The organism is Planococcus sp. RAB007_Raresut, from assembly GCF_057369535.1.
In genome coordinates, this window is the sequence record NZ_JBXYIF010000005.1 from 126988 (window position 1) to 147443 (window position 20456).

The 20456-nt window shown below is 45.5% G+C and carries 20 protein-coding genes; 5 read left to right on the forward strand and 15 right to left on the reverse strand.

Going from position 1 to position 20456, the window contains the following annotated elements; all coding sequences use genetic code 11:
- The first annotated feature begins 111 nt into the window (after positions 1–111).
- The 4 genes from AC2Q9J_RS11330 (at position 112) to AC2Q9J_RS11345 (ending at position 3386) form a co-directional block, all read left to right on the forward strand.
- Positions 112–933 carry an STAS domain-containing protein gene (locus AC2Q9J_RS11330; RefSeq protein ID WP_499039958.1) on the forward strand — a complete coding sequence of 274 codons (822 nt, stop codon included), beginning with the start codon at positions 112–114 and terminating at the stop codon, positions 931–933.
- A gap of 154 nt (positions 934–1087) precedes the next feature.
- On the forward strand, positions 1088–1912 hold the full coding sequence (locus AC2Q9J_RS11335; protein ID WP_499039960.1) for an amino acid ABC transporter substrate-binding protein: 825 nt from the start codon (positions 1088–1090) through the stop codon (positions 1910–1912).
- Complete coding sequence (locus AC2Q9J_RS11340) at positions 1899–2603, forward strand: amino acid ABC transporter permease (RefSeq protein WP_499040466.1); 705 nt, start codon at positions 1899–1901, stop codon at positions 2601–2603. The genes AC2Q9J_RS11335 and AC2Q9J_RS11340 overlap by 14 nt, the downstream gene beginning before the upstream one ends.
- 33 nt (positions 2604–2636) lie before the next feature.
- Positions 2637–3386, forward strand: a complete 750-nt coding sequence (locus AC2Q9J_RS11345) for an amino acid ABC transporter ATP-binding protein (protein WP_499039962.1) — start codon at positions 2637–2639, stop codon at positions 3384–3386.
- 57 nt (positions 3387–3443) lie between these two features.
- Here AC2Q9J_RS11345 and AC2Q9J_RS11350 read toward each other — a convergent pair whose 3' ends face one another.
- The 10 genes from AC2Q9J_RS11350 to AC2Q9J_RS11395 all read right to left on the reverse strand — a co-directional run bounded on the left by AC2Q9J_RS11350 (position 3444) and on the right by AC2Q9J_RS11395 (position 13286).
- The gene (locus AC2Q9J_RS11350) at positions 3444–4223 is read right to left on the reverse strand and encodes a SurA N-terminal domain-containing protein (RefSeq protein ID WP_499039964.1); all 780 of its coding nucleotides are present in this window, start codon (positions 4221–4223) and stop codon (positions 3444–3446) included.
- Between the two features lie 116 nt (positions 4224–4339).
- Positions 4340–4939 carry a GNAT family N-acetyltransferase gene (locus AC2Q9J_RS11355; RefSeq protein ID WP_499039966.1) on the reverse strand — a complete coding sequence of 200 codons (600 nt, stop codon included), beginning with the start codon at positions 4937–4939 and terminating at the stop codon, positions 4340–4342.
- Between the two features lie 20 nt (positions 4940–4959).
- Positions 4960–5334, reverse strand: a complete 375-nt coding sequence (locus AC2Q9J_RS11360; RefSeq protein ID WP_499039968.1) for a hypothetical protein — start codon at positions 5332–5334, stop codon at positions 4960–4962.
- A 14-nt stretch (positions 5335–5348) separates the two neighbouring features.
- Positions 5349–6002 carry a Dph6-related ATP pyrophosphatase gene (locus AC2Q9J_RS11365; RefSeq protein ID WP_499039969.1) on the reverse strand — a complete coding sequence of 218 codons (654 nt, stop codon included), beginning with the start codon at positions 6000–6002 and terminating at the stop codon, positions 5349–5351.
- Positions 6003–6128: 126 nt separating this feature from the next.
- Positions 6129–7511 carry a class II fumarate hydratase gene (fumC, locus tag AC2Q9J_RS11370; protein WP_499039971.1) on the reverse strand — a complete coding sequence of 461 codons (1383 nt, stop codon included), beginning with the start codon at positions 7509–7511 and terminating at the stop codon, positions 6129–6131.
- A gap of 460 nt (positions 7512–7971) precedes the next feature.
- Complete coding sequence (locus AC2Q9J_RS11375) at positions 7972–9462, reverse strand: UDP-N-acetylmuramoyl-L-alanyl-D-glutamate--2,6-diaminopimelate ligase (protein WP_499039973.1); 1491 nt, start codon at positions 9460–9462, stop codon at positions 7972–7974.
- Positions 9463–9741: 279 nt separating this feature from the next.
- A complete protein-coding gene (floT, locus tag AC2Q9J_RS11380) occupies positions 9742–11256 on the reverse strand; it encodes a flotillin lipid rafts scaffold protein FloT (protein ID WP_499039975.1) in 1515 nt (504 codons plus the stop codon).
- Between the two features lie 20 nt (positions 11257–11276).
- A complete protein-coding gene (locus AC2Q9J_RS11385) occupies positions 11277–11816 on the reverse strand; it encodes an NfeD family membrane protein (protein WP_499039977.1) in 540 nt (179 codons plus the stop codon).
- Between the two features lie 117 nt (positions 11817–11933).
- Positions 11934–12647, reverse strand: coding sequence for a hypothetical protein (locus AC2Q9J_RS11390; protein WP_499039979.1), 714 nt, complete (start codon positions 12645–12647; stop codon positions 11934–11936).
- A gap of 129 nt (positions 12648–12776) precedes the next feature.
- Positions 12777–13286: a P-loop NTPase family protein gene (locus AC2Q9J_RS11395; RefSeq protein ID WP_499039981.1), complete on the reverse strand. Its 510-nt coding sequence runs from the start codon at positions 13284–13286 to the stop codon at positions 12777–12779.
- 228 nt (positions 13287–13514) lie between these two features.
- On the opposite strand from AC2Q9J_RS11395, the gene AC2Q9J_RS11400 reads away from it, so the two are divergent.
- The gene (locus AC2Q9J_RS11400) at positions 13515–13715 is read left to right on the forward strand and encodes a cold-shock protein (protein ID WP_006830093.1); all 201 of its coding nucleotides are present in this window, start codon (positions 13515–13517) and stop codon (positions 13713–13715) included.
- 309 nt (positions 13716–14024) lie between these two features.
- Here the strand turns inward: AC2Q9J_RS11400 and AC2Q9J_RS11405 are convergent, their stop codons facing one another.
- The 5 genes from AC2Q9J_RS11405 to AC2Q9J_RS11425 all read right to left on the reverse strand — a co-directional run bounded on the left by AC2Q9J_RS11405 (position 14025) and on the right by AC2Q9J_RS11425 (position 20152).
- Positions 14025–15668: a serine hydrolase gene (locus AC2Q9J_RS11405; RefSeq protein ID WP_499039983.1), complete on the reverse strand. Its 1644-nt coding sequence runs from the start codon at positions 15666–15668 to the stop codon at positions 14025–14027.
- A gap of 363 nt (positions 15669–16031) precedes the next feature.
- Positions 16032–16484, reverse strand: a complete 453-nt coding sequence (locus AC2Q9J_RS11410) for a GNAT family N-acetyltransferase (RefSeq protein WP_499039985.1) — start codon at positions 16482–16484, stop codon at positions 16032–16034.
- Entirely contained in the window at positions 16484–16936 is a 453-nt protein-coding gene (locus AC2Q9J_RS11415) for a hypothetical protein (RefSeq protein WP_499039987.1), read from the reverse strand. Before AC2Q9J_RS11415 ends, AC2Q9J_RS11410 begins: the two co-directional genes overlap by 1 nt.
- A gap of 138 nt (positions 16937–17074) precedes the next feature.
- The gene (locus tag AC2Q9J_RS11420) at positions 17075–19705 is read right to left on the reverse strand and encodes an MMPL family transporter (protein ID WP_499039989.1); all 2631 of its coding nucleotides are present in this window, start codon (positions 19703–19705) and stop codon (positions 17075–17077) included.
- 3 nt (positions 19706–19708) lie between these two features.
- Positions 19709–20152, reverse strand: a complete 444-nt coding sequence (locus AC2Q9J_RS11425) for a MarR family winged helix-turn-helix transcriptional regulator (RefSeq protein ID WP_499039991.1) — start codon at positions 20150–20152, stop codon at positions 19709–19711.
- Between the last annotated feature and the right edge of the window lie 304 nt (positions 20153–20456).

A 20456-nucleotide genomic window follows, 5' to 3' on the forward strand; every position in this document is an offset into this window, starting at 1 on the left:
CCGCTTTTCTTTATTGTCATTAAATTGACAGTAAAAACTCTGGATTCAAGCCCACCTTTTACATATTTAGGCTATACTTAAATTATGAATTCAAGTAAAGGTGTGAAGGATATGTCAAATGTCGATCAGTTTTCCTCTTATATCTCTGAAAACGCTCATTCAATTTCCAGAGAAATAGTCGAATATGTGGTGGACCGCTGCAAGCCGGTAATATCAGAAGAGGAAAAAGAGATGGCTTTATCCATGTATGTAAAGCTTTTGGGCTTCTACAGCGAATCGTTAAGAAACGAAGATGAAAACTTTATACCAGAACATTTAATCGAGTGGAGTAAAAACAACGCCCAGATGCAAGTAAGCAGCGAGGGCAAACTTTCCGACATCATTGTACGTTACCCTTTGACCCGCGATATAGCCACAGAAATAGTGACCCGCATCAGCCTCAATATCGGCCTTTCTACGGCGGATACGGCGACTGTATTAAAAGGGATCAATCAGGTACTTGATGTCAGCCTCAGTGAAACTGTCTTTGCATTCGAGGAACTATCTGAACAATCGAGACAAGAATTGCAGGAAGAACTGATTTCATTATCAGCACCAATCGTTCCTATCCATGATGAAGTGGTGGTGATCCCTCTGATCGGCTATATAGACGAAGACAGAGCCACCTTCATCATGGATACGGTCATACCTAAAATTGCTGCGATGGATGTCGATTATGTGATTCTGGATTTCTCCGGTGTCCTGACGATCAATCGCCATGTGGCGGAATCACTGCACCATATCGGCGGGGTTTTTCGGATAATGGGTATAAATGTCGTCATCACCGGACTTCGCCCGGAACTCGTGCAGGTCGCCATCAACAGCAATATTAAAATTTCATCTGCCACTGCTTTCAGTACAGTCAAACAGGCGCTTGATAACATCGGAAAATAATATAGATAAGAAGCTTCTCCATTCAGGAGGTGCTTCTTATTTTTTTTTTGCTTTTTGAAGAATCTTTAATTGAGCGGAACTGAACAAGATGCTATACTCAAACAGCAAAACTTTTAAAGCCGATAAAAACTATAAGAATTAGGGGAGATAAACTATGAAGAAATCACTTTTATTCATTTTGATGGTGCTCGGAGCAGTTCTTTTGCTAGCCGCTTGCGGAGATTCATCAGAAGATACAACTACCGAGGAGAACCAGGAAGCAAGCGGTTCATCTGAAGATTTACTGACGAAAGTACAGGAAGAAGGCACATTGCTGGTTGGAACTGAAGGAACTTATCCTCCATTTACTTTCCATGACGAATCCGGTGAATTGACAGGTTTCGATGTTGAAATAGCCCGTGAAGTAGCTGAACGTCTTGGCGTGGAAGCAGAATTCCTAGAAACACAATGGGACGGAATGTTCGCAGGTTTGGATTCCGGACGATTCGATATGGTGGCAAACCAGGTCGGTATCCGTGAAGACCGATTGGAGAGTTATGATTTTTCAGATCCATACATTACTTCGGCAGCAGTCTTGGTGACAAGCAAAGATGAAACAGAAATTACATCGTTTGAAGATTTGGAAGGCAAAGTTTCAGCTCAGTCACTGACAAGTAACTATGCAGACATCGCAAAAGAGTACGGCGCTGAACTGACAGGTGTTGAAGGGTTCAACCAGGCTATCGAATTATTGGTATCAGATCGTGTTGACGCAACTGTAAACGATAAAATTTCTGTACTGGACTTCTTGAATCAGCGTCCGGATGCACCCATCCAGATTGCTGATGAATCAGATGACGCTTCGAAAAGCGGACTGCAATTCAGAAAAGACAGTGGCGCTATCGTAGATGAAGTGAACAAAGCACTTGCGGATATGATCGAAGACGGCACGTACGATGAAATTTCACAGAAATGGTTTGGCGAAAATGTACTTGAATAGTATTTTCACAAATCCCGAAAGATTGGAACGGTTACTGGACATTGCCCAGTCATCGTTCCTTCCTTTGTTGGAGGGAGCAATACAGTACACGATTCCTTTGACTTTGATTTCGTTCACAATCGGATTGATCCTGGCTACATTAACGGCATTGGCCCGAATTTCCACAGTGAAGTTCTTTCAAATCGTCGCGCGGATTTACGTTTCCATCATCCGCGGAACACCTTTATTGGTACAATTGTCCATCCTGTTTTACGGGCTTCCGACAGTCGGCATTACATTGGAACCTTTTACAGCAGCCATCCTCGGTTTTTCTCTGAACGTTGGCGCTTATGCTTCTGAAGTCATCCGGGCGGCGATCCTGTCGATTCCAAAAGGCCAGTGGGAAGCAGCCAACACAATCGGCATGTCATACAGCCAGGCATTAAAACGGATCATTCTTCCACAGGCATCGCGTGTATCCATCCCGCCTTTATCAAATACATTCATCAGTTTAGTGAAGGATACATCTCTTGCTTCGTTCATCCTTGTAACGGAGATGTTCCGCCGGGCACAGGAAATCGCTGCTTTCAACTATGAATTCCTGCTGTTGTATTCACAGGCTGGCCTGCTTTACTGGATTTTCTGCTTCCTTCTCTCACTGGTACAAGGACGCTTGGAAAACCGTTTTGACCGTTATGTATCAAAAGCTTAATATGAACCCAATAAATTCAGAAAGGAGACTCCTATGATTGCCATAAATAATCTGCACAAGAGCTTCGGAGATCTCGAAGTTTTGAAAGGCATAGACCTTAACGTAGCGAAAGGCCAGGCTGTCGTAGTCATCGGTCCCTCCGGTTCCGGCAAAACGACATTCCTTCGCTGCCTGAATATCCTGGAAACGCCTACCGCTGGAACAGTGGCCATTGACGGTCACATGGCTGATTTTTCGAAGCCTTTGCCCAAGAAACAAATAATGGAATTCAGAAAACAGTCCGCTATGGTGTTTCAGCATTATAACCTCTTTCCGCATATGACCGCTTTAGAAAATGTCATGGAAGGTCCTGTCACCGTACAGAAAATCGACCGGGCTGAAGCACGTGCGAAAGCGGAAGAATTACTGACAAAAGTCGGACTAAAAGAAAAAATGAATGAATATCCTTTCCAGCTTTCCGGCGGCCAGCAGCAGCGCGTCGGCATTGCCCGAGCCCTGGCGCTCGAACCGAAAGTGATGCTTTTTGATGAACCGACTTCAGCACTTGACCCGGAACTTGTCGGAGAAGTGCTGCAGGTAATGAAAGAACTCGCTCTCGAAGGCATGACCATGGTAGTCGTCACGCACGAAATGCGCTTTGCCAAAGGCGTAGCGGATGAAGTCTTGTTCATGGACGCGGGCCGTATCATTGAACGCGGTACACCGCAGCAGATTTTCGATCATCCGAAAGAAGAACGGACGAAACAGTTTTTGAACCTGATTCAAAATGCCGATACGATTTAAATACAGAACGACAAAAAGAACCAGGCCCCCGCTACGGGGACCTGGTTCTTTTTTTCATTAAATATTAACTGTGACTTCCGCACCTTCGCGAAGTTCAGCAACTAATGCCTGAACTGCTTCATTCTCTTTTTGCTGCAATAGCTGCGCTTCAAGTTCTGACTGGATGTCTTCAAGCGGCGGTAATTCTTCGCCGCCCATTTCTTCTTGCTGTTCTTTCACTTGATCATAGAACTCTTGAAGTTCTTCTTCTGAAACTTCAGTGTCCCCTGTTTCTTCAGCAATCAATTTATCCACTTTCACTTGTGACGCAACTTGGTCTCTGACTTCTTCCTCTGAAAGATCCTGCTCCTCAAGAGCGGCTAAAAATTCATCGGATGACGCCATGCCATTTTGTTCTGCCAATACAGTCAAAGTTTCATTGACTTCTTCTTCAGAAGCTTCGATTTCACGATTTTCTGTTTCCTGAACCAATAGTCTCTGACTGACCAAACTTTCAGCAATCTGTTCTTTCAATTGCGCTTGATCAACTTCCTGGCCGGACATTTGTGCCTGCATAGCCATCTGCTGGAACTGGCCTACGTATGCATTTTCAAACTCTTCTTTCTTGATTTCTTCGCCGTTCACTTCAGCGACAACATCAGGTACGCCTTCTAAATCAGGCTCTGGCATTTCCGGCTGCTCAGCTGTTTCACCATTTTCTTCAGGAGCTTGCTCCTCTGTCGCTTGTTCCTCTGTCGCGGTTTCTTCTTCATTTGTATTTTCATCCGCATTGCCGCATGCCGCTGTCACCAAAACTGAGGCACCGATCAATAGGCTTAATAGCATTTTCTTAGTCAAAATTCATTCCCCTTTCAATCATAATGGTCGTAATTGTATCATATACAGGCTCTAAGTAAACTGAAAACCCTTGGGACCACTATGTTTTGAGAGGCGAATTATTATTAATTTTCCCGTTAGATGCCTTGCGCCCACGCAATTCTCGGATCTATTTTCCGCGACATCCTCACCATGAACGGTTCAAAGCCAAGCCGTGGCCAAAAATACGAAGCTAGTTGGTTGGGGGTGCGCCAATCCGCATAAATGTAATCAAAACCTTCTTTTTTCAGTTCTGTAAAGCAGTGATTGGCAAGTGCACGGCCGATGCCTTTCCCCCGCAAATCCGGATTTGTGGAAGCTGCCGGCAACACGGCACAGTTCGGAGGCACAGAAAGACTCAACCCTTCTTCTTTTCTGAAATAGACATGGAAGCCAGCGATGCGTTCACCCAGTTCCGCAATCCACAAATATGCTTCTTTATCCTCCGATAAATCCATATAACTGCGTTTAATGCCCTCCATCGTTTCTTTGGTAATGGGAAGCCAGGACGGGGCGGCAGCCTGATGTATACTGTTCCATAAAGCCACTTTTTTCAGCAGTTCCGCATCTTCCTGTTTGCCTCTTCGGATCCTCAGTTTGCCGGGCGCCTCTTTCTCCTCAGCTTCAAAATCCGTTAATGACAGGATGGCATATTTCTGTTCATAACTGAATCCCTGCTCCAGCCATTGATCAACCAATAGTTGCTGTCCTAATGGAATCATGAGGATATGTGTGAAAAACCATGTTTAACCCATTCCGCCCCAGCATCCGCATACAGCAGGCGCAGCAGGTTCGGATGCTCTTTGTCGCTGATGGCTATGGATTCATAGCCTATATGGACATATCGGCCACGGTCAGTATCTTCTTTGAATTCATATAAGAGATAGCCGATGACGTCAATCCCCCTTAACGCTGCGATGCCGCTGACATAAGGCTTTTCCAGCTGGTGACGGATTACGGATTCCGCTTCATCGATTTCCTCAAAGGCGGATGGCAGATAAGGAAATACTTTCCGTTCTTTTTCATGTCTTTTTGCCAATAAAGCGGACATCTGGCGAATATGGATTTCCTCAACCCCTACAAATTGAATCATGGCTTCCACTCCTCCTATTGAAGTTTCACTTCCAGAACGCGATGTTGACCTGCTTCAATCACTTGGCCAAATACTGCCGGAACCGCTTCGACAAATATTGGTCCGTCGATTACGACTGTATGAAATTCACCTTCTTCACCACATGCATCGATTCCGAGTGCCTCTAGCTCTTCGATCAATTCCAGTGTAAATTCCCTGCCGAGGAATTTCGGATCCATTCGTGCCGTATCAACTACCGTAATCACGGCTTTGAATCCTTCCGCGATCAATTCCTCCAACAACTTGCGCCGAGGTTCCCCCCATAGCGGATGGCTGACTTCGATATCCGCTTCCTTACTGACTTTCTGTACCCAAGCCCGGTGATCTTCCAGGTCGATATCACCGTACACGCCCATATCGATGCCTCCACTTTTAAAATTCTTTAAAAGATGGATGAACTCCTTCTCATAGTTATTCCAGTCTGCTTTTCCGATTTCCAGGGGCAACCCCATCCGTTCCGCCTGCGCTTCCAGTATTTCGAGCGGCAGTCCGTGCGATCTCGATTTCGATCCGTCTTCCTCGAACATGGTCAGTAAAGCCACCGGGACATTGCCTTCCAGCACTGCCCGGTAATACGCAAGCGCGGAATCCTTTCCGCCGCTCCATGACATCACAAATGTTTTTTGCATAATGCACCTCTTCCGTAAATTCTTTCCTGTTTAATAAACTTCGACAACTAAGGAATAAACCCTTTCCTCGTCCTGCAAACATAAAAAAAAGCGGCCGGAAACGGTTCCGGCCACTCCAATTTCTACTTATTTACCAACCATGTTTTCTGGTTTAACCCACTCGTCGAATTGCTCAGCTGTCAGATGTCCGCTCTTCACAGCAGATTCTTTCAATGTTGAGCCGTCGTTGTGTGCTTGTTTGGCAATTGCTGCCGCTTTTTCATAGCCGATATGCGGATTCAATGAAGTTACGAGCATCAATGAATTATTCACATGGTTCTGGATGACATCCAGATTCGCTTCAATGCCCACTGCGCAGTGATCGTTAAAGCTTACCAGGCTGTCTGCCAGCAATCGAACTGATTGAAGGAAGTTGTAAGCGATGACCGGTTTGAACACGTTCAATTCGAAATTCCCCTGGCTGGCAGAGAAACCGATTGTCGCGTCATTCCCCATTACTTGTGCAGCCACCATCGTCAACGCTTCACTTTGTGTCGGGTTAACTTTCCCAGGCATGATGGAGCTTCCTGGCTCGTTAGCTGGAATCGTAATTTCACCGATGCCGCTGCGTGGTCCGCTGGCAAGCCAACGTACATCATTCGCAATTTTCATTGCGTCAGCCGCTAGTGCTTTAATGGCGCCGTGCGTATAAACCATTTCGTCATGGCTTGTCAGAGCGTGGAATTTATTTTCAGCTGAAGTAAACTCAGAACCAACAGCTTCCGCGATGAATTCAGCCACATAGCCGCCGAATTTCGGATCTGCGTTGATGCCTGTTCCTACCGCTGTACCGCCGATTGCCAATTCACGCATATAATTTACGCTTTCGCTGATCATGCGCTCACTTTTCTCCAGCATATGCTTCCAGCCGCTGATTTCCTGGCCTAATGTCAACGGCGTTGCATCTTGAAGATGTGTCCGTCCGATTTTGATGATGTCATCGAATTTCTCCGATTTCTCAGCCAAAGTCGTTTTCAATTTTTGAACAGCCGGTATCAATGTTTCAGTTACAGCCAATACGCCCGCAACGTGCATAGCAGTCGGATAAGTGTCGTTTGAACTTTGGGACATGTTTACATCATCGTTTGGATGAAGTTTTTCTTCGGAATTCTGTTCCGCTAAAATTTCGTTTCCGCGGCGTGCCAGAACTTCGTTCATGTTCATATTCGACTGCGTTCCGCTGCCTGTCTGCCAAACAACCAATGGGAAATGATCATTCCATTTGCCTTCGATTACTTCATTGGCTGCAGTTTCGATCGCTTTCATCTTCGCTTCAGACAGTTTTCCAAGCTTATGGTTAGCTTTCGCTGTCGCTTTTTTCAATTGGGCAAACGCAATTACCACTTCATGCGGCATACGCTCAGTGCCGATGGCAAAGTTCTGGACACTGCGCTGTGTCTGAGCTCCCCACATTTTGTCGGCTTCAACCTGAATTTCACCAATGGTGTCTTTCTCTGTACGATATTGCATTCCATTCACTCCAATTCTTATGTCTAATTAAACCTTCTCTTCTATTAAACACAAAAAAACGTGAAAAAGCGACTTATCTATAAGAAAAGCCACTTTAAGTCTTATGAAAAAAATATATTTCAACAACCGACATTCCGCAAAACAGCTTCGCTTTCCTTGGGGCTCGCACTGAGCTAACTCGGCCTCAGTTCCCTTCGCCCGAGTGGATCTCAGCACTTCACTCGAAACGGAGTTGGAAAGCCAACTCCGTTTCTGCTCCCTTGGGAGTCTCGCTGTTTTGCTCCATATCTCAGAATCGCTTTCTATAAAGAGAGAGGTTAGACATTTTGGTTTACTGAGAGAAGTATATCCTTTTTTTAAAGATGCAAAATGTAGCAGCAGGCGGCGAAATGATTCAAGTAGATTATATTTCTACAGCCTAGAACCGACTTTTCCAAAGGAAAAGCCGGTATAAAACCCATTAATTTTGCTGTAAAAAGAATTCCTCAATAATCTCTTCATCCGAATGCGGAATATATTCACCCTTGATAATTTGAGCACCGTTGATGCAGCCGCTCGATAACAGGACAATGTCTTCCGGTCCGCTTGCCTTCAACGCTTCAATAACAGCATCCTTTCGTGAAGGAGCCGTCACCACTTGCTGTTTATAAGGGACTGTGAAGCCTTTAACTACAGCATCCACAACATCGTTGGGGTCGTTGTATCCCGGATGGTCCACCGTTACGATGATCGTATCCGCTTTGCCTTCCGATGCTTTCGCCATTTTGGGCATCTTGGAAAAGTCCCTGATTCCGATACCCGCAATCATCGCGATGAGCCGGCGGTGCGGCAGTTTTTTCGCTTCTTTCAACACTAGATCAATGGCTACCGGCGTATGGGCGTAATCGAGGATTATTTTTCTGCCTTCAGGTCCGGCAAGAACCTGGAACCGCCCTTCCACCTGAGGCATATCAGGCAAAACAGATAATATCTCTTCGATGGACTTGCCTGCCAATAATGCCGCGGCAATCGCTGCTGTCAGATTGCCGGCATTATACTCACCGAAGATGGGAACTTGAACCTCTCGCGTAATGCCTTGATAAACTAAACTAAATGCCAAGCCCTCCTCCAATGTCCGGCAGTCTCCCCAAATCAGATCCGCTTCGGAATTCGGGTCAGCACTGTATGTGATACATGGGTATTGTGCAATCTCCAAAATCTCCCGAGACATGCCTGCATCATCCAAATTGACGACAGCCGATTTTGCTTGCCGGAATAATTCCAGTTTTGATTGGAGATAATGAGTAAAAGTTTTATGGTATTCCATATGTTCCTCTGAAATATTGGTGTGGATTGCCACATCAAATACGATTCCTTCCACCCTTTTCTGATCCAACGCAATAGATGAGACTTCCATTGCAGCGGCGACGTCCCCTTGGGCAGCAAGCTGCGAAAAGATATTATGTATATCAGAAGAGAGGGGGGTAGTTGGTGTGCTTTTCTTATAAGCAAGCTTGGCGGTTGAAGACCATATACCGGTAGTGCCTAAAAATCCGCAAGGCATGTCCAATAACTTAAAAAGGCTGTAAACGAATGTTGCCGTTGTGGTTTTCCCATTAGTTCCTGTAACCCCGACCTTAATCAACCGATCTTGTGAATTACCATAAAAGTAATTGGAAATGTGTGCCATAGCAACCTTTGAATCTTCAACTTCTAAAAATGTCACTTGAGGAAACAGATCGGAGTGCTTATCCAATATCTCTTTATTCGTTCCGATAATGGCGCATGCGCCTTTTTCGATTGCTTCTCCAATATATAAGTGGCCGTCAGTATTTTCTCCGGTCACACAAAAGAAAGCGGATCCTTTTTTTGTCTCCACTGAGTTATAAACGATGGAAGTGATTTCCTGAGCTTTTGGTCCGCTTAAAGAAAGAGGTGTCAGATGAGGTGTTTTTGTAAATTGTATGTTCATAGGGTGCTCCTTAAAAAAATGTTTTTATCACAAATTTATCACTTAGACAATATTATCATTAAATTCTACCACCCTAAATAAATCTACAAAATGACAGAGAAGCAACAATCCAGCATAAATGATAATTTCATACTATATCGCCTATCTTTTCCCGCTCAAGGGTTCTCTGAAACCAAAAACCAGCGACAAAAAGCAAAAGCTTTTTGTCGCTGGTTCTATTTAAAAATATTTAATGTAACTATTTTCTTTGCATACAATTTAATGTATGTGAAATTCTATTTACTTAACAGGGGTCTCTTTTTCCGCCAATTCGTAGCGCAATTGTTCGATCGTTGCAGCGTAGTCCGTTTTGCCGCTCATGTTCTCGAGCATTTCACGGACGTCGATTCCAGATGACTCTTTCAGCGTTTCCTGCAGCGTCGACATCAGGTTCGTTGCGTACGATGTCACCTTATTGGCACCGCCGCCTTCGCCGCTGCCGGTATCGACAACTGTGATTTTATCGATATTCGCAAGTGGGCTGGCAATCTGTTTCGCATATTCCGGCAGCATCTTCACAATCATATCGAGTGTAGCCGCTTGGCCGTACATTTCGAAAGCTTCCGCGATTTTACGTTTAGCTTCAGCTTCGGCAAGACCTTTCAGGCGGATGACATCCGCTTCAGATTCACCTTGGGCACGCTGCGAATCTGCTTTGGCCATACCATCGAGGCGGACTTTCTCTGCATCGGCTTTCGCCATAGCTTCGACTCGGTATTTCTGGCCATCAGCATCTGCAAGCTGTTTCGACTTCTCAGCTTCGGCTGCCTGTTCCACAGCATAACGGTCAGCGTCCGCTTTTTTCTTCACTTCTGAATCGTATTGACGCTCACGGCGCTGAATTTCTTTTTCTTCCAGTTCGATCTGTTTCTGTCGTTCTATAATACGGATCTGCATTTCCTGTTCTACAACTTCCTGTTTCGAACGTGCTGTTTCCAGTTCATATGCCTGATCGGCACGGGCTTTCGCACTGTCCTGCTCACGGCGGTATTCTGCCACCTTCAATTGATTTTCTTTTTCCGCTTCGGCGATTTCAGTGGCACGCTGAATTTCAGCACGCTGCGCTTCCTTGCCGGCTTCGGCACGTTTGATGCGCGTCTCCATTTCCGATTCGGCGGTTGAAATATCTGCATCCCGTTTCACCTGAGCAATACGTGCTTTACCCAATGAATCAAGATAACCGTTTTTGTCACGTACATCCTTGATAGTGAACGACACGATGATCAAGCCCATTTTCGCCAAATCATGCGATGCTACCCGCTGCACTTCCTGAGAGAATTTATCGCGGTTTTTATAAATTTCTTCTACCGTCATCGATCCCAGAATAGAACGAAGATGCCCTTCAAGAACTTCTTTCGCTTCATTTTCCCGGTCTTCTTTAGACTTTCCTAAGAACTGCTCGGCAGCCGTTGCAATTTCAGAAATGGAACCGCCGATTTTGATGATTGCGGTACCGTCTGCCATAACCGGAACACCTTGCTCCGTATAGACTTCAGGCGTCGTGACTTCCAATTTGCTGGACAATAGGCTGAGCGGTGCCGCCTGTTGAAACACCGGCAGCAAGAACGTCCCTCCGCCTCTGATAATCTTAATGCGATTACCCGAGTCGTCCGTATGTACATTTTTCGATCCCAAATAACTTCCCGTAACGATCAATGCTTCGTCCGGTCCCACCGTCTTGTATTTTGTGACATATACGCCGATCAACGCCAGCAATATAGCTGCCACCACTCCAATAACGATCCACACTTCCATTCTGATTCCCCCTGGATTTTCTATTTTTTATTTCCTAAAACAAAAGGTTCGTATTCCCTGACATAAAGCGTACCGTCAGCGATTTCAATAATCAGCACCTGTTCGTCCTGCGCAATCGGCTCATTGTCATAGCCTGCAGCGCGCTTCGAAATCATTCCGCCGTATGTTTCCAGCACCACTTCACCATAGCCGTCGACAGGAATTGGGATGATAACCCGTGCCACCTGGCCGAGAAGCGATTCTTCGGTATAGGCGATCGAAGATTCCGCAGATTTCAATGGCAATAAAACAAAGAAATATAGAAGGAAGTCCAGCACTGCTGCCGCCACTGCTGCAATCAAGATGATAGTGGCACTGTTCAGTCCACCCGCTTTTTCAAGCACAAAGGCGATGGCGAAAAACAGGGTGAAAAATGCCAGCAGGACAGCTGGATTCAATAACGGAAGCCCTTCACCGGCATCTGCCATATCGCCGAACAGCACATACAATAAAGTCAGCCCTGCCGCAATCAGCAAGCCGTACATATAAATTTGCTCCACTCCTAAACCAAACAACTCCATACCAATACCTCCCATTCCCGGTAGCTCTTTTCCATCTTATCTTATATACGGTAATAAGTGCTCAAAGTTTCAGAATTATTTATTATTTTTATGCGATAAAAGAAAAACCCATTCTATTTAAAGAATGGGTTTTACAAATTGAATTTCATGGAAGCCGTCTTTCATTTGGAAGTTGATGCCGACGTAACCGGCATCGAATAATTGATGTTGCTTGGTGAAATCATCCAGTTTGGCGGCCGCAAAGCCTTCGTAGCCGATTGACGGATTCTCCAGGTCTTTCACACAGACATACCGTTCTTTGTCTCCGTACTTCTCTGTCAAGGCGCCGATGTACATGTCCTGCGTGAATTTGTCTTTCAGGCTCGGGATGTTCATCGGGGCGACGGTGCAGCAGACATAACGGAAATTCCCCGGCAGTTTCGGTAATTCCTTCATGATGACATCCGCCAGCTTCTGTTGCAGACGATTTCCCCTGAAAGCGGGCAACACAGCCGAAATCTCCTGATAAATCACTCTCGGCAATTCCTCTTCAGACAATCCGATGTCGTAGCCGAGATGCTCTTCATCGATTTCAGGAATCAGCAATGCGCGAAAGCCGATTAATTTGTCTTCCGCATATGCACCAACCATCAACCCGCGTTCATTGAGGATGAAAAGAAATTCTTCTGTTGATAAAGGCTGTAAAGCTGTTTTTTCCGGCATCGCAGCAACCACTGCTTCTTGTACTTCTTCTATAGCCGGCAGATCTTCAAGATAAAGCCGTTTCATGTGCAGAGCCAGTTTTTTCCGAAGAACCTGATGGGTGATAGTGCCTTCATATAAAACTTTCATCTCCGCTTCCCCCTACCGTTCAGATTTGTACTTTTATGATACCACTTATTTTTTCCTATGTAAGCGAGTTTTTTAAATTTTACTGCAAATTAGATAATAATTTGATATGCCGCGTCATATACCTTTTTTTCATTTCAAAAAGCCGTCTATCTGCTTTTGCGTCTGCAAAATAATCGACTGGCGATCAGGTCCACGACCAACAAAATCTTTTGCCCGCTGCCTCATCTCGATTTTTCTGTCCGCATACGTCGTGACGATGAACTTCAAAAACTCCTTGTCCATTTTTTCAGGACACCCTTCCGCCATATCAGGCCGGGTTCTTCCGTAATTCAGCACCCACCGCTTCAAAGCCCGGTAGAGACAGACCCTTAATGGCAGCTCCAAATAAATGAAGGTATCCGCTTCTGCCAGCCGGATTTCCATGGAGCTGGCATAGTTTCCTTCTATAATCCACGTATCTTCTTTAACAAGCTGCCGCTGTTTGTCCCGAAATTCCTCCTTCTCCCTTTCCACCCAACCCGCCTTCCAATAATAAGAATCTAAATGATGCACAGGAATTTCGATTTTTTCTCCAAGTTTTCTTGCGAACGTGGACTTTCCTGCACCTGCTGAAACGCCGCACACAATGATCCTCTTCATCTTTTCACCCCTTCATTTGTAACCGTTCTATCAGTATAATTAAATACAGGATTTTAAGCTAGAGACCCAATTTTTACATAAAGCTTGCATTTTTAATATACCCGTGTTATTCTAAGGAAGAATTATTTTTGTTCGGATAACTTTTAAAAAGTGTCAGATGTTCATCTGCAAGATTTGAGCAAGGATAGTAATACAATGTATGCTTACGCATACGAGGAGGAAACACACATGGAACAAGGTAAAGTAAAATGGTTTAACTCAGAAAAAGGATTCGGCTTCATCGAAAGAGAAGGCGGCGACGATGTATTCGTACATTTCTCAGCAATCCAAAGCGAAGGCTTCAAGTCTCTTGACGAAGGCCAAGAAGTAACGTTTGATATCGAGCAAGGCCAACGCGGTCTTCAAGCTACTAACGTACAAAAAGCTTAATCTAAATATAACTGTTAATGGATTCTTCTTCGGAAGAATCCATTTTTTTATTTTATTTCCATAAATTTTTTTGGAGGTCAGTTTTTATTTTCTGATCAGTCGAATAAAATACATTTTCAGAAAAACTTTAAAGCCAAAATAAAACAAGAGGTGATCCGATTTCAGCGGATCACCTCTTGTTTTGTTGTTAATTCAGCATGAAATATAATTGGAAAACCGCAAAAATCAATACGGCTACGCCAATGGTGCCGAATATAATGGATAATGCCAGTTTTTTACCGCTCATGGACTTCTACTCCTTTTCGATTGTCAGTTCATTTTTTCCTGTTCGATCAATTGGATAACATCATAGGCACCAGTGCTTTCATTCGATAATACCGTTAATGTGCTGCCGTTGGAAGGATAGAAGCCCGAATGAAAACTGACTCCCGGATCGTATCCCATCACATGGTATTTAAGGATTTCATCTTCCTCTTTTTTAATCCATACTCCGTAGCCGTAATGGCCTTCCTCATCCGAAGCATGCACCTTCAGCAAATTGCGTGTTCCTTCTTCAGAAAGCAGGCTGTAATTCATTAATTGCTCCCAAAAAACAGCCATGTCCGCGGCCGTTGTGTAAGCACCACCGTCAGCGCCTCCCTTGATCGGAATAGCGTATTGGTTGGTGCGCCAAGTCGTTCCTTCATCTATATAACCGGTTGCCGTTTCCGCCGGCAAGCTGTCCAATCGGAAATAACCCGACCTGTCCATGCCAGCGCGTTGAAAAACGCGCTCTTCGATTACATCGGTAAAATCTTTGCCGGTCAACTTCTCTACTACCATGCCGAGCGCGATAAAGCCCGCATTATTGTACTCAAATTTTTCACCGGGTTCAAATTTCATCGCCTTATCCTTGAATAGTGGCAGAAAATCTCTTGTGCTCTTCATTCGATACATCGGCAGGTCCTGCCATAGTTCTTCAAAGTCATCCATGACGGACTCATCGAAATAGTCCGGAATCCCCGATGTATGCGTCAGCAATTGATGAATTGTCACAGGGAAATTCGAAAAGTCCTCGGGAAGCAATTCGGACAGGACATCATCAAATGACAATTTACCTTCCTCGGCCAATTGCGCAATTGCCACAGCGGTGAATATTTTGCAGCCGGAAGCAATGCCGAAACGGGTATTCACTGCATTCGGCCGCGCGTTTGCCCGGTCTGCCATCCCCTTGGCTATCGCCCATTCTTCCTCTGTTTTCAGCATGGCGGCTCCTGAGAACTCCATTTCCTCCAAGCGGTCTGACAACGGATTTTCCGGAACCGCTGAACCGAAGCGCCCTTCTTCATCAATATAGATTTGGCGGCCATCCGTCAATTCAATCGACACCGGATGGACCTCGCTCTTTTTCTTCGAGAAATACCAGGTTCTTTTCGGGGCAACAAGAAGAATAAACGCCGCTCCCTGCCCAAGAAAGTTCAACGAGCCAGGATCTATTCCTTTATTGCCGCGGACCGGAATTTCCATATCTTCGATCTGTTTGCCGACTTCCGCTACATGCGGGGTTGTGATACTGACTTCACTGATATTCAGCAATGAATCCACTGTGAAATTCCCCATCCTGTCGGTGTTCCGACGTCCAAGAAATTCCACGATATTTCCGGCAGGATCTTCAAAATAAAATGCATCCGCATCAAAATTCGCGTAATAGATTTCATCCATCCCTTCCTGGCGGTTCAATTCCACCCGTGAACTTGCCCAGCCTTTGGCAAGAGTGAACTGGTTGCCAGGTATATTGAAGGCAAAATGATAAAACGCCGGGCGATCGGATTCGCGGAAGATAAGCTGGGATTCACCGATGGCCAGCATAAAGCTGGATTCGTCTTCTTCAACAATCCGGAAACCCAGTTGGTATTCATAAAAGCCTTTTACTTCATCGAGCTTATCTGTATATAAAGTCACTTTCTTGAACATGTCATCACTCCTTGCATCAAGCATACCGAAATTTACTGTTTTTTTCCTCTTTTTCCTGCCTGTTTTTTTGCAAGAAAAAAAAGGAGCGCTAAGGCTCCTTTACAATACTCCGATAAATTGAAGTTGTGAGATATCCTTTTATCCGTTTGACCATCCAGGATTGTTGGATGAAATATGCTTCAAACTTCTAACGTATTATTTATCGGTGATTTTTTTGCTTTTATCGGCGATTTCTAGCGGTTTATCGGCGATTTTTCATAGTTTATCAGCGGTTTTTTAAGGTTTATCGGCGATTCTCTATTTATCGCAGATTTTCTTGCTTCCTCTAAACAAAAAACCCTTCCCCGAAAGGAAGAGTTTAAATCAAAAAGTATAAACAAGCCGGATCATGTCGCGGCACTCGATGCCATTTTCAAAAATCGGTTCCGGATAGTTGCGCGTAAAGAAATCACGGTCAAATGAGTCGATGCGAAAACCGCATTTCTGATACAGCATCAGCTGATCAACACTCGAGTTGCCGGTGCCTATTTCGACATGGGTGAATCCTAATCTTTTTGCATCAGACAAGGCATGTAAAATCAGCTTCTTGCCGAAGCCTCTCCCTCTCGCATTTTCAGCGACAGCGATATTTTTAATTTCCACGGCGCCATCAGGTAATGGCAATAAAACATACACACCTATAAGTGCAGCGTCGACTATGGCTTCGTAGACTAAGCCGCGTCCGCAATATTCCCGGACAAGTTCTTCAGAAGGATCCGCTTCCAACAGCAAGTCCATGGGCAGGTCCTCGTCCTCATTCAGCAAGCGGATTTCCACTATTTTGGCTCTTTAAAGCCTTGGTCGATCAAATAATCTTCCGCATCACTGAAAGTGCCGAAGCTTTCTTCCAGATTTTTGCCGGCATAGACATTCCAGAATGGTTCGTCATAGACCAAATCCACTTTCTCATTCTCGCGGTTCGTCCAGGTCTTATCGTAAGGCGGTTCCGGTTCAAGTGATAAATAATCTAAAGCGTCAGCCAGGATGCTGCGCAATTCTTTCTCGGAAAAATCCCGGATATTGACGAAGCCTTTATTGTCCGCTTCGTACTGCGGCAAGTTGCCGACATAGACAAAGCCGTTGCCGTTTGGATGAAGATGATAGACTGCGATTTTCTTGTCGTAAAGGCTTTCTTCGTAATGGAAATTGACGCGTTTCATCGACACGTCTTTGCGTGTCAGTTCAGGAAACGATTCGATGATTTCCAGTTTTTGCTCAAATGTAAGCATAGTGCATATACCCCGTTTCATTTTTTCATTCTTCCTCCATTATAGCATGGCTGCTATAAATCCTTCATTAACAGAAAAAAACTGCAGGCGCAAACCCATTTCGGGTGCCGCCTGCAGCTTCAATCTATTTATTCATCCTTATTTATGATCGCGATTGCGATTGCCGAACGGCCACCAGACCCCGCGGTCGAATGAAACCGAAATTGCCGGGATAAGGAGCGGCAATACGACTAAGCCGTACAGCAATAGACCCGTCACAACAATTGTCGCAATCTGCACGAGACTCAATACGCCAGAAGGCATCATTGCGCCGAATGTGCCGGCAAGGATGATGGCTGCCGTAATGATGACTGTACCCATTTTCGCCATCGATGTGTACATCGCGTCACGAACCGAAATGCCGTTGAAAGATTCTTCGCGGAAACGGTCGAGAAGGAAAATGGAATAATCGACACCAAGAGCCACCAGCATGACAAAGCCGAAGAATGGCACCGCCCAGCTGATTCCGTCAAAGCCAAGCCCGTTGACGAAAATCAACTCCGCAATGGCAATGGACGTGTAATACGTCAACAGCAATGAACCGATCATATATAAAGGCATGATCAATGAACGGAACAGGATAGCCAAGACGATAAACAAGCTGACAAGCATAATGATGACGGTGTTTGTGAAGTCGCTTGAAGAAACATCCTGCAAATCGCTGTTGATGCTGGCGATTCCGCCGAACGCAACGTCAGCTTCCTCCAAAGGAGTCGCCGCTATGCTGCGATTGACGGTATCTTTGATTTCCGCTACCGTGTCGATCGCTTCCGGTGAATATGGATCTTCAGCGAGGATGACTTCCATCATCACGCCAGTCTCATCCGCAAATGTATAGCGGTCAAAGACCTGTTCGAACTCTTCTTCATCCAGCGTTCCTTCGGGAATGAATAAACCCGTCGCACGCACCGATTCACTGTCGCTCATCGACTGCATCATGTCAGATGCTTCGGTAAGGCCGCCTTCAATTTCAGAAAGTCCTTCGTTGGCGGATGCGACGCCTTCAGCCAACTGGCCTAGACCCGCACCGAGCTCGCCTGTTTGACCGGCTGCGCCTTGAAGGCCCTGCTCGATTTCAGCAAGACCGCCGCTGATCTGTGTCAATGCACCAACCGTCTGCTGGATATTGCCCGTCTGCTGCAATCCTTGTGTAACTTGCGCCAGTTGATCGTTCAACTGGCCTAGACCCGCCGCAGCTTCACCAAGTCCACCCGAACCGCCAGCCTGGCCGGCAATGTTGGATAGATTGGTTTCAATTTCCGTAAGACCTGCCTGGACTTCGCCCAGACCATCGCGTGCTTCAGTCAATCCGTCCGCAAGCAAGCCCAATTGTTCGTCAACATACAGTTCCTCAATTACATCGCCTGTCGGACGTGTAATGGCACGGACTGAATCGACGCCGTCAATTTTTTCAACTTCGCGGCTGACCAGTTCGAAATAAGGAATAGTATCTTCATTTGTTAAAGCATCATCCGATTTGAATAGAACCTGGACCGGCAAAGATTCGCCTTTCCCAAAGCCGTCTTCAATTGCGCGAAGGCCTTTCACCGATTCGTATTCCCCGCCGATTTCATCAACGGTGTTGAAAGATAGATCATTATCATACGTAAACAATAACGGTACGGTAATGATCGCTACAACCAACATCGACAATAGAGGCCGATTGATCGACAGCTTGCTCATCCAGATCCAGATTTTGCTGTCCGAATGTGAAGCTGATTTTTTTGAAGGCCAGAATAATTTTTCCTTCAAAACTGCCATGAAGAAGGGTACGACGGTAAACAGGACGATCAGCAAGACGAAAATCCCTACTGCGACGGCTACCGCTGATTTAAAAATCGGGAATTCAGCAAAACCGATGGCAGAAAATCCGATAAATACAGCAAGTCCACTGATCAGCAATGTACGCCCTGCAGTTTTATAGGTATTGATGATTGACTCTTCCACACCATGTCCGGAAGATAATTCTTCCTTATAACGGCTGAGGAGCAAAATACAATAGTCGGTACCGATCCCGAACAGAATCGCCACCAGGAATATTTGTGTGTAGTTTGAAACCGGGAATCCGAACCAATCAATGAAAAATGCTACGATCGACTGGCTGAGCAAATAAGAAATCCCCACTGCCACAAGCGGTATGAACGGTGTCACAATCGAACGGAAAACCGCCAGCAACAAACCGAAAATCAAGACGACTGTAATGATTTCAGTACGTTTCAGGCCTTCCTGGGCACTGATATTAACATCATTATTAATGATGGCTTCACCCGTGATATAAGCTGTTAAATCGGAAGGGATGACATTTTCACGAATTTCATCCGCAACTTGGTTCACCTCTTCATCGGAACCATCCAATGTGATTGGAATCAGGATCGTTTCTCCGTCTTCCGAAATCAATTGTTCTTCCAGTTCTTCACTTTCCACCGGGTTCAATACAGACGTCACCGGTTCTCCGATTGCTTCGATATCGGCAACCATCTGCTCCAGCGTATCACGCGTTGAATCATCCAATTCCGACTCCATTGGAACGACAACGGAAATGGTTTGCGCAGCGGCTCCAGCATCCGCCAGAATATCCGCGGCCTGTTGGGATGAAGCATCTTCAGAAAGCTGGAATGACCCTGCCTCTTCCGCCTGCTCGGTCAAATTCGGCGCCAACAGGAAAAGAGCGGCTGTTAATATGATTAAACCGATCAGGATCGGCCATTTAAGTTTTAATATCGTCTTCATATTTTACACTCCATCCATTTTTAGTATCTTTTTGAGCTTGCGGAAAATGATGAGGAACTCGTCTATTTCTTTGTCTTCGATCTGTTCCGACATCAGTTTTTCGATGTATTCGGTCAAGGCCTTGTCTGACTGCGCCAGCACTTCCCTGCCTGAATCAGTTATCTCAAGCATTTTCGTCCTCTTGTCATCCGTTTCGGCAATGCGAATCAATTCTTTTTGCAGCAGTTTTTTAATTCTGCTGGAAATGGCCGATTTATGTACTGACTGCAGAACTGCAAGACGGCTGGAAGTCACACGTTTTTCTTTGCTGATCAGCTTCAGCATCTGCATTTGTTCAGGTGAATATTCCTTCCAAAGCGGATGATCGACTGACTTGATGACTTTTTCTGTGCCGTAAACCATCACTTCAGTGAATAGATCGACTGCTTCTTTTATTCGTTGATCCAAAATAGTCTACCCCCTCAACTATTAACAGTTTAGGGGGTAGACTATTTTTCGTCAAGGATTAAGTAGAAAAGCGATGGCGCCCGTTAAGCTCTGAAAGGCATAAGGCAGAACAGCAGAGTGGCGTTCTTTGCCACGGCAGCTGGGCTGGCTTATGACCCGAAGAGCTGGGCCGATGGAGTCTGGACAATAAGAAAAGCGACATCGCCCGTTAAGCTCTGAAAGGCATAAGACAGAACAGCGGCGCGGTCTTGACCGCAGAGCTGGGCTGGCTTATGACCCGAAGAGCTGGGCCGATGGAGTCTGG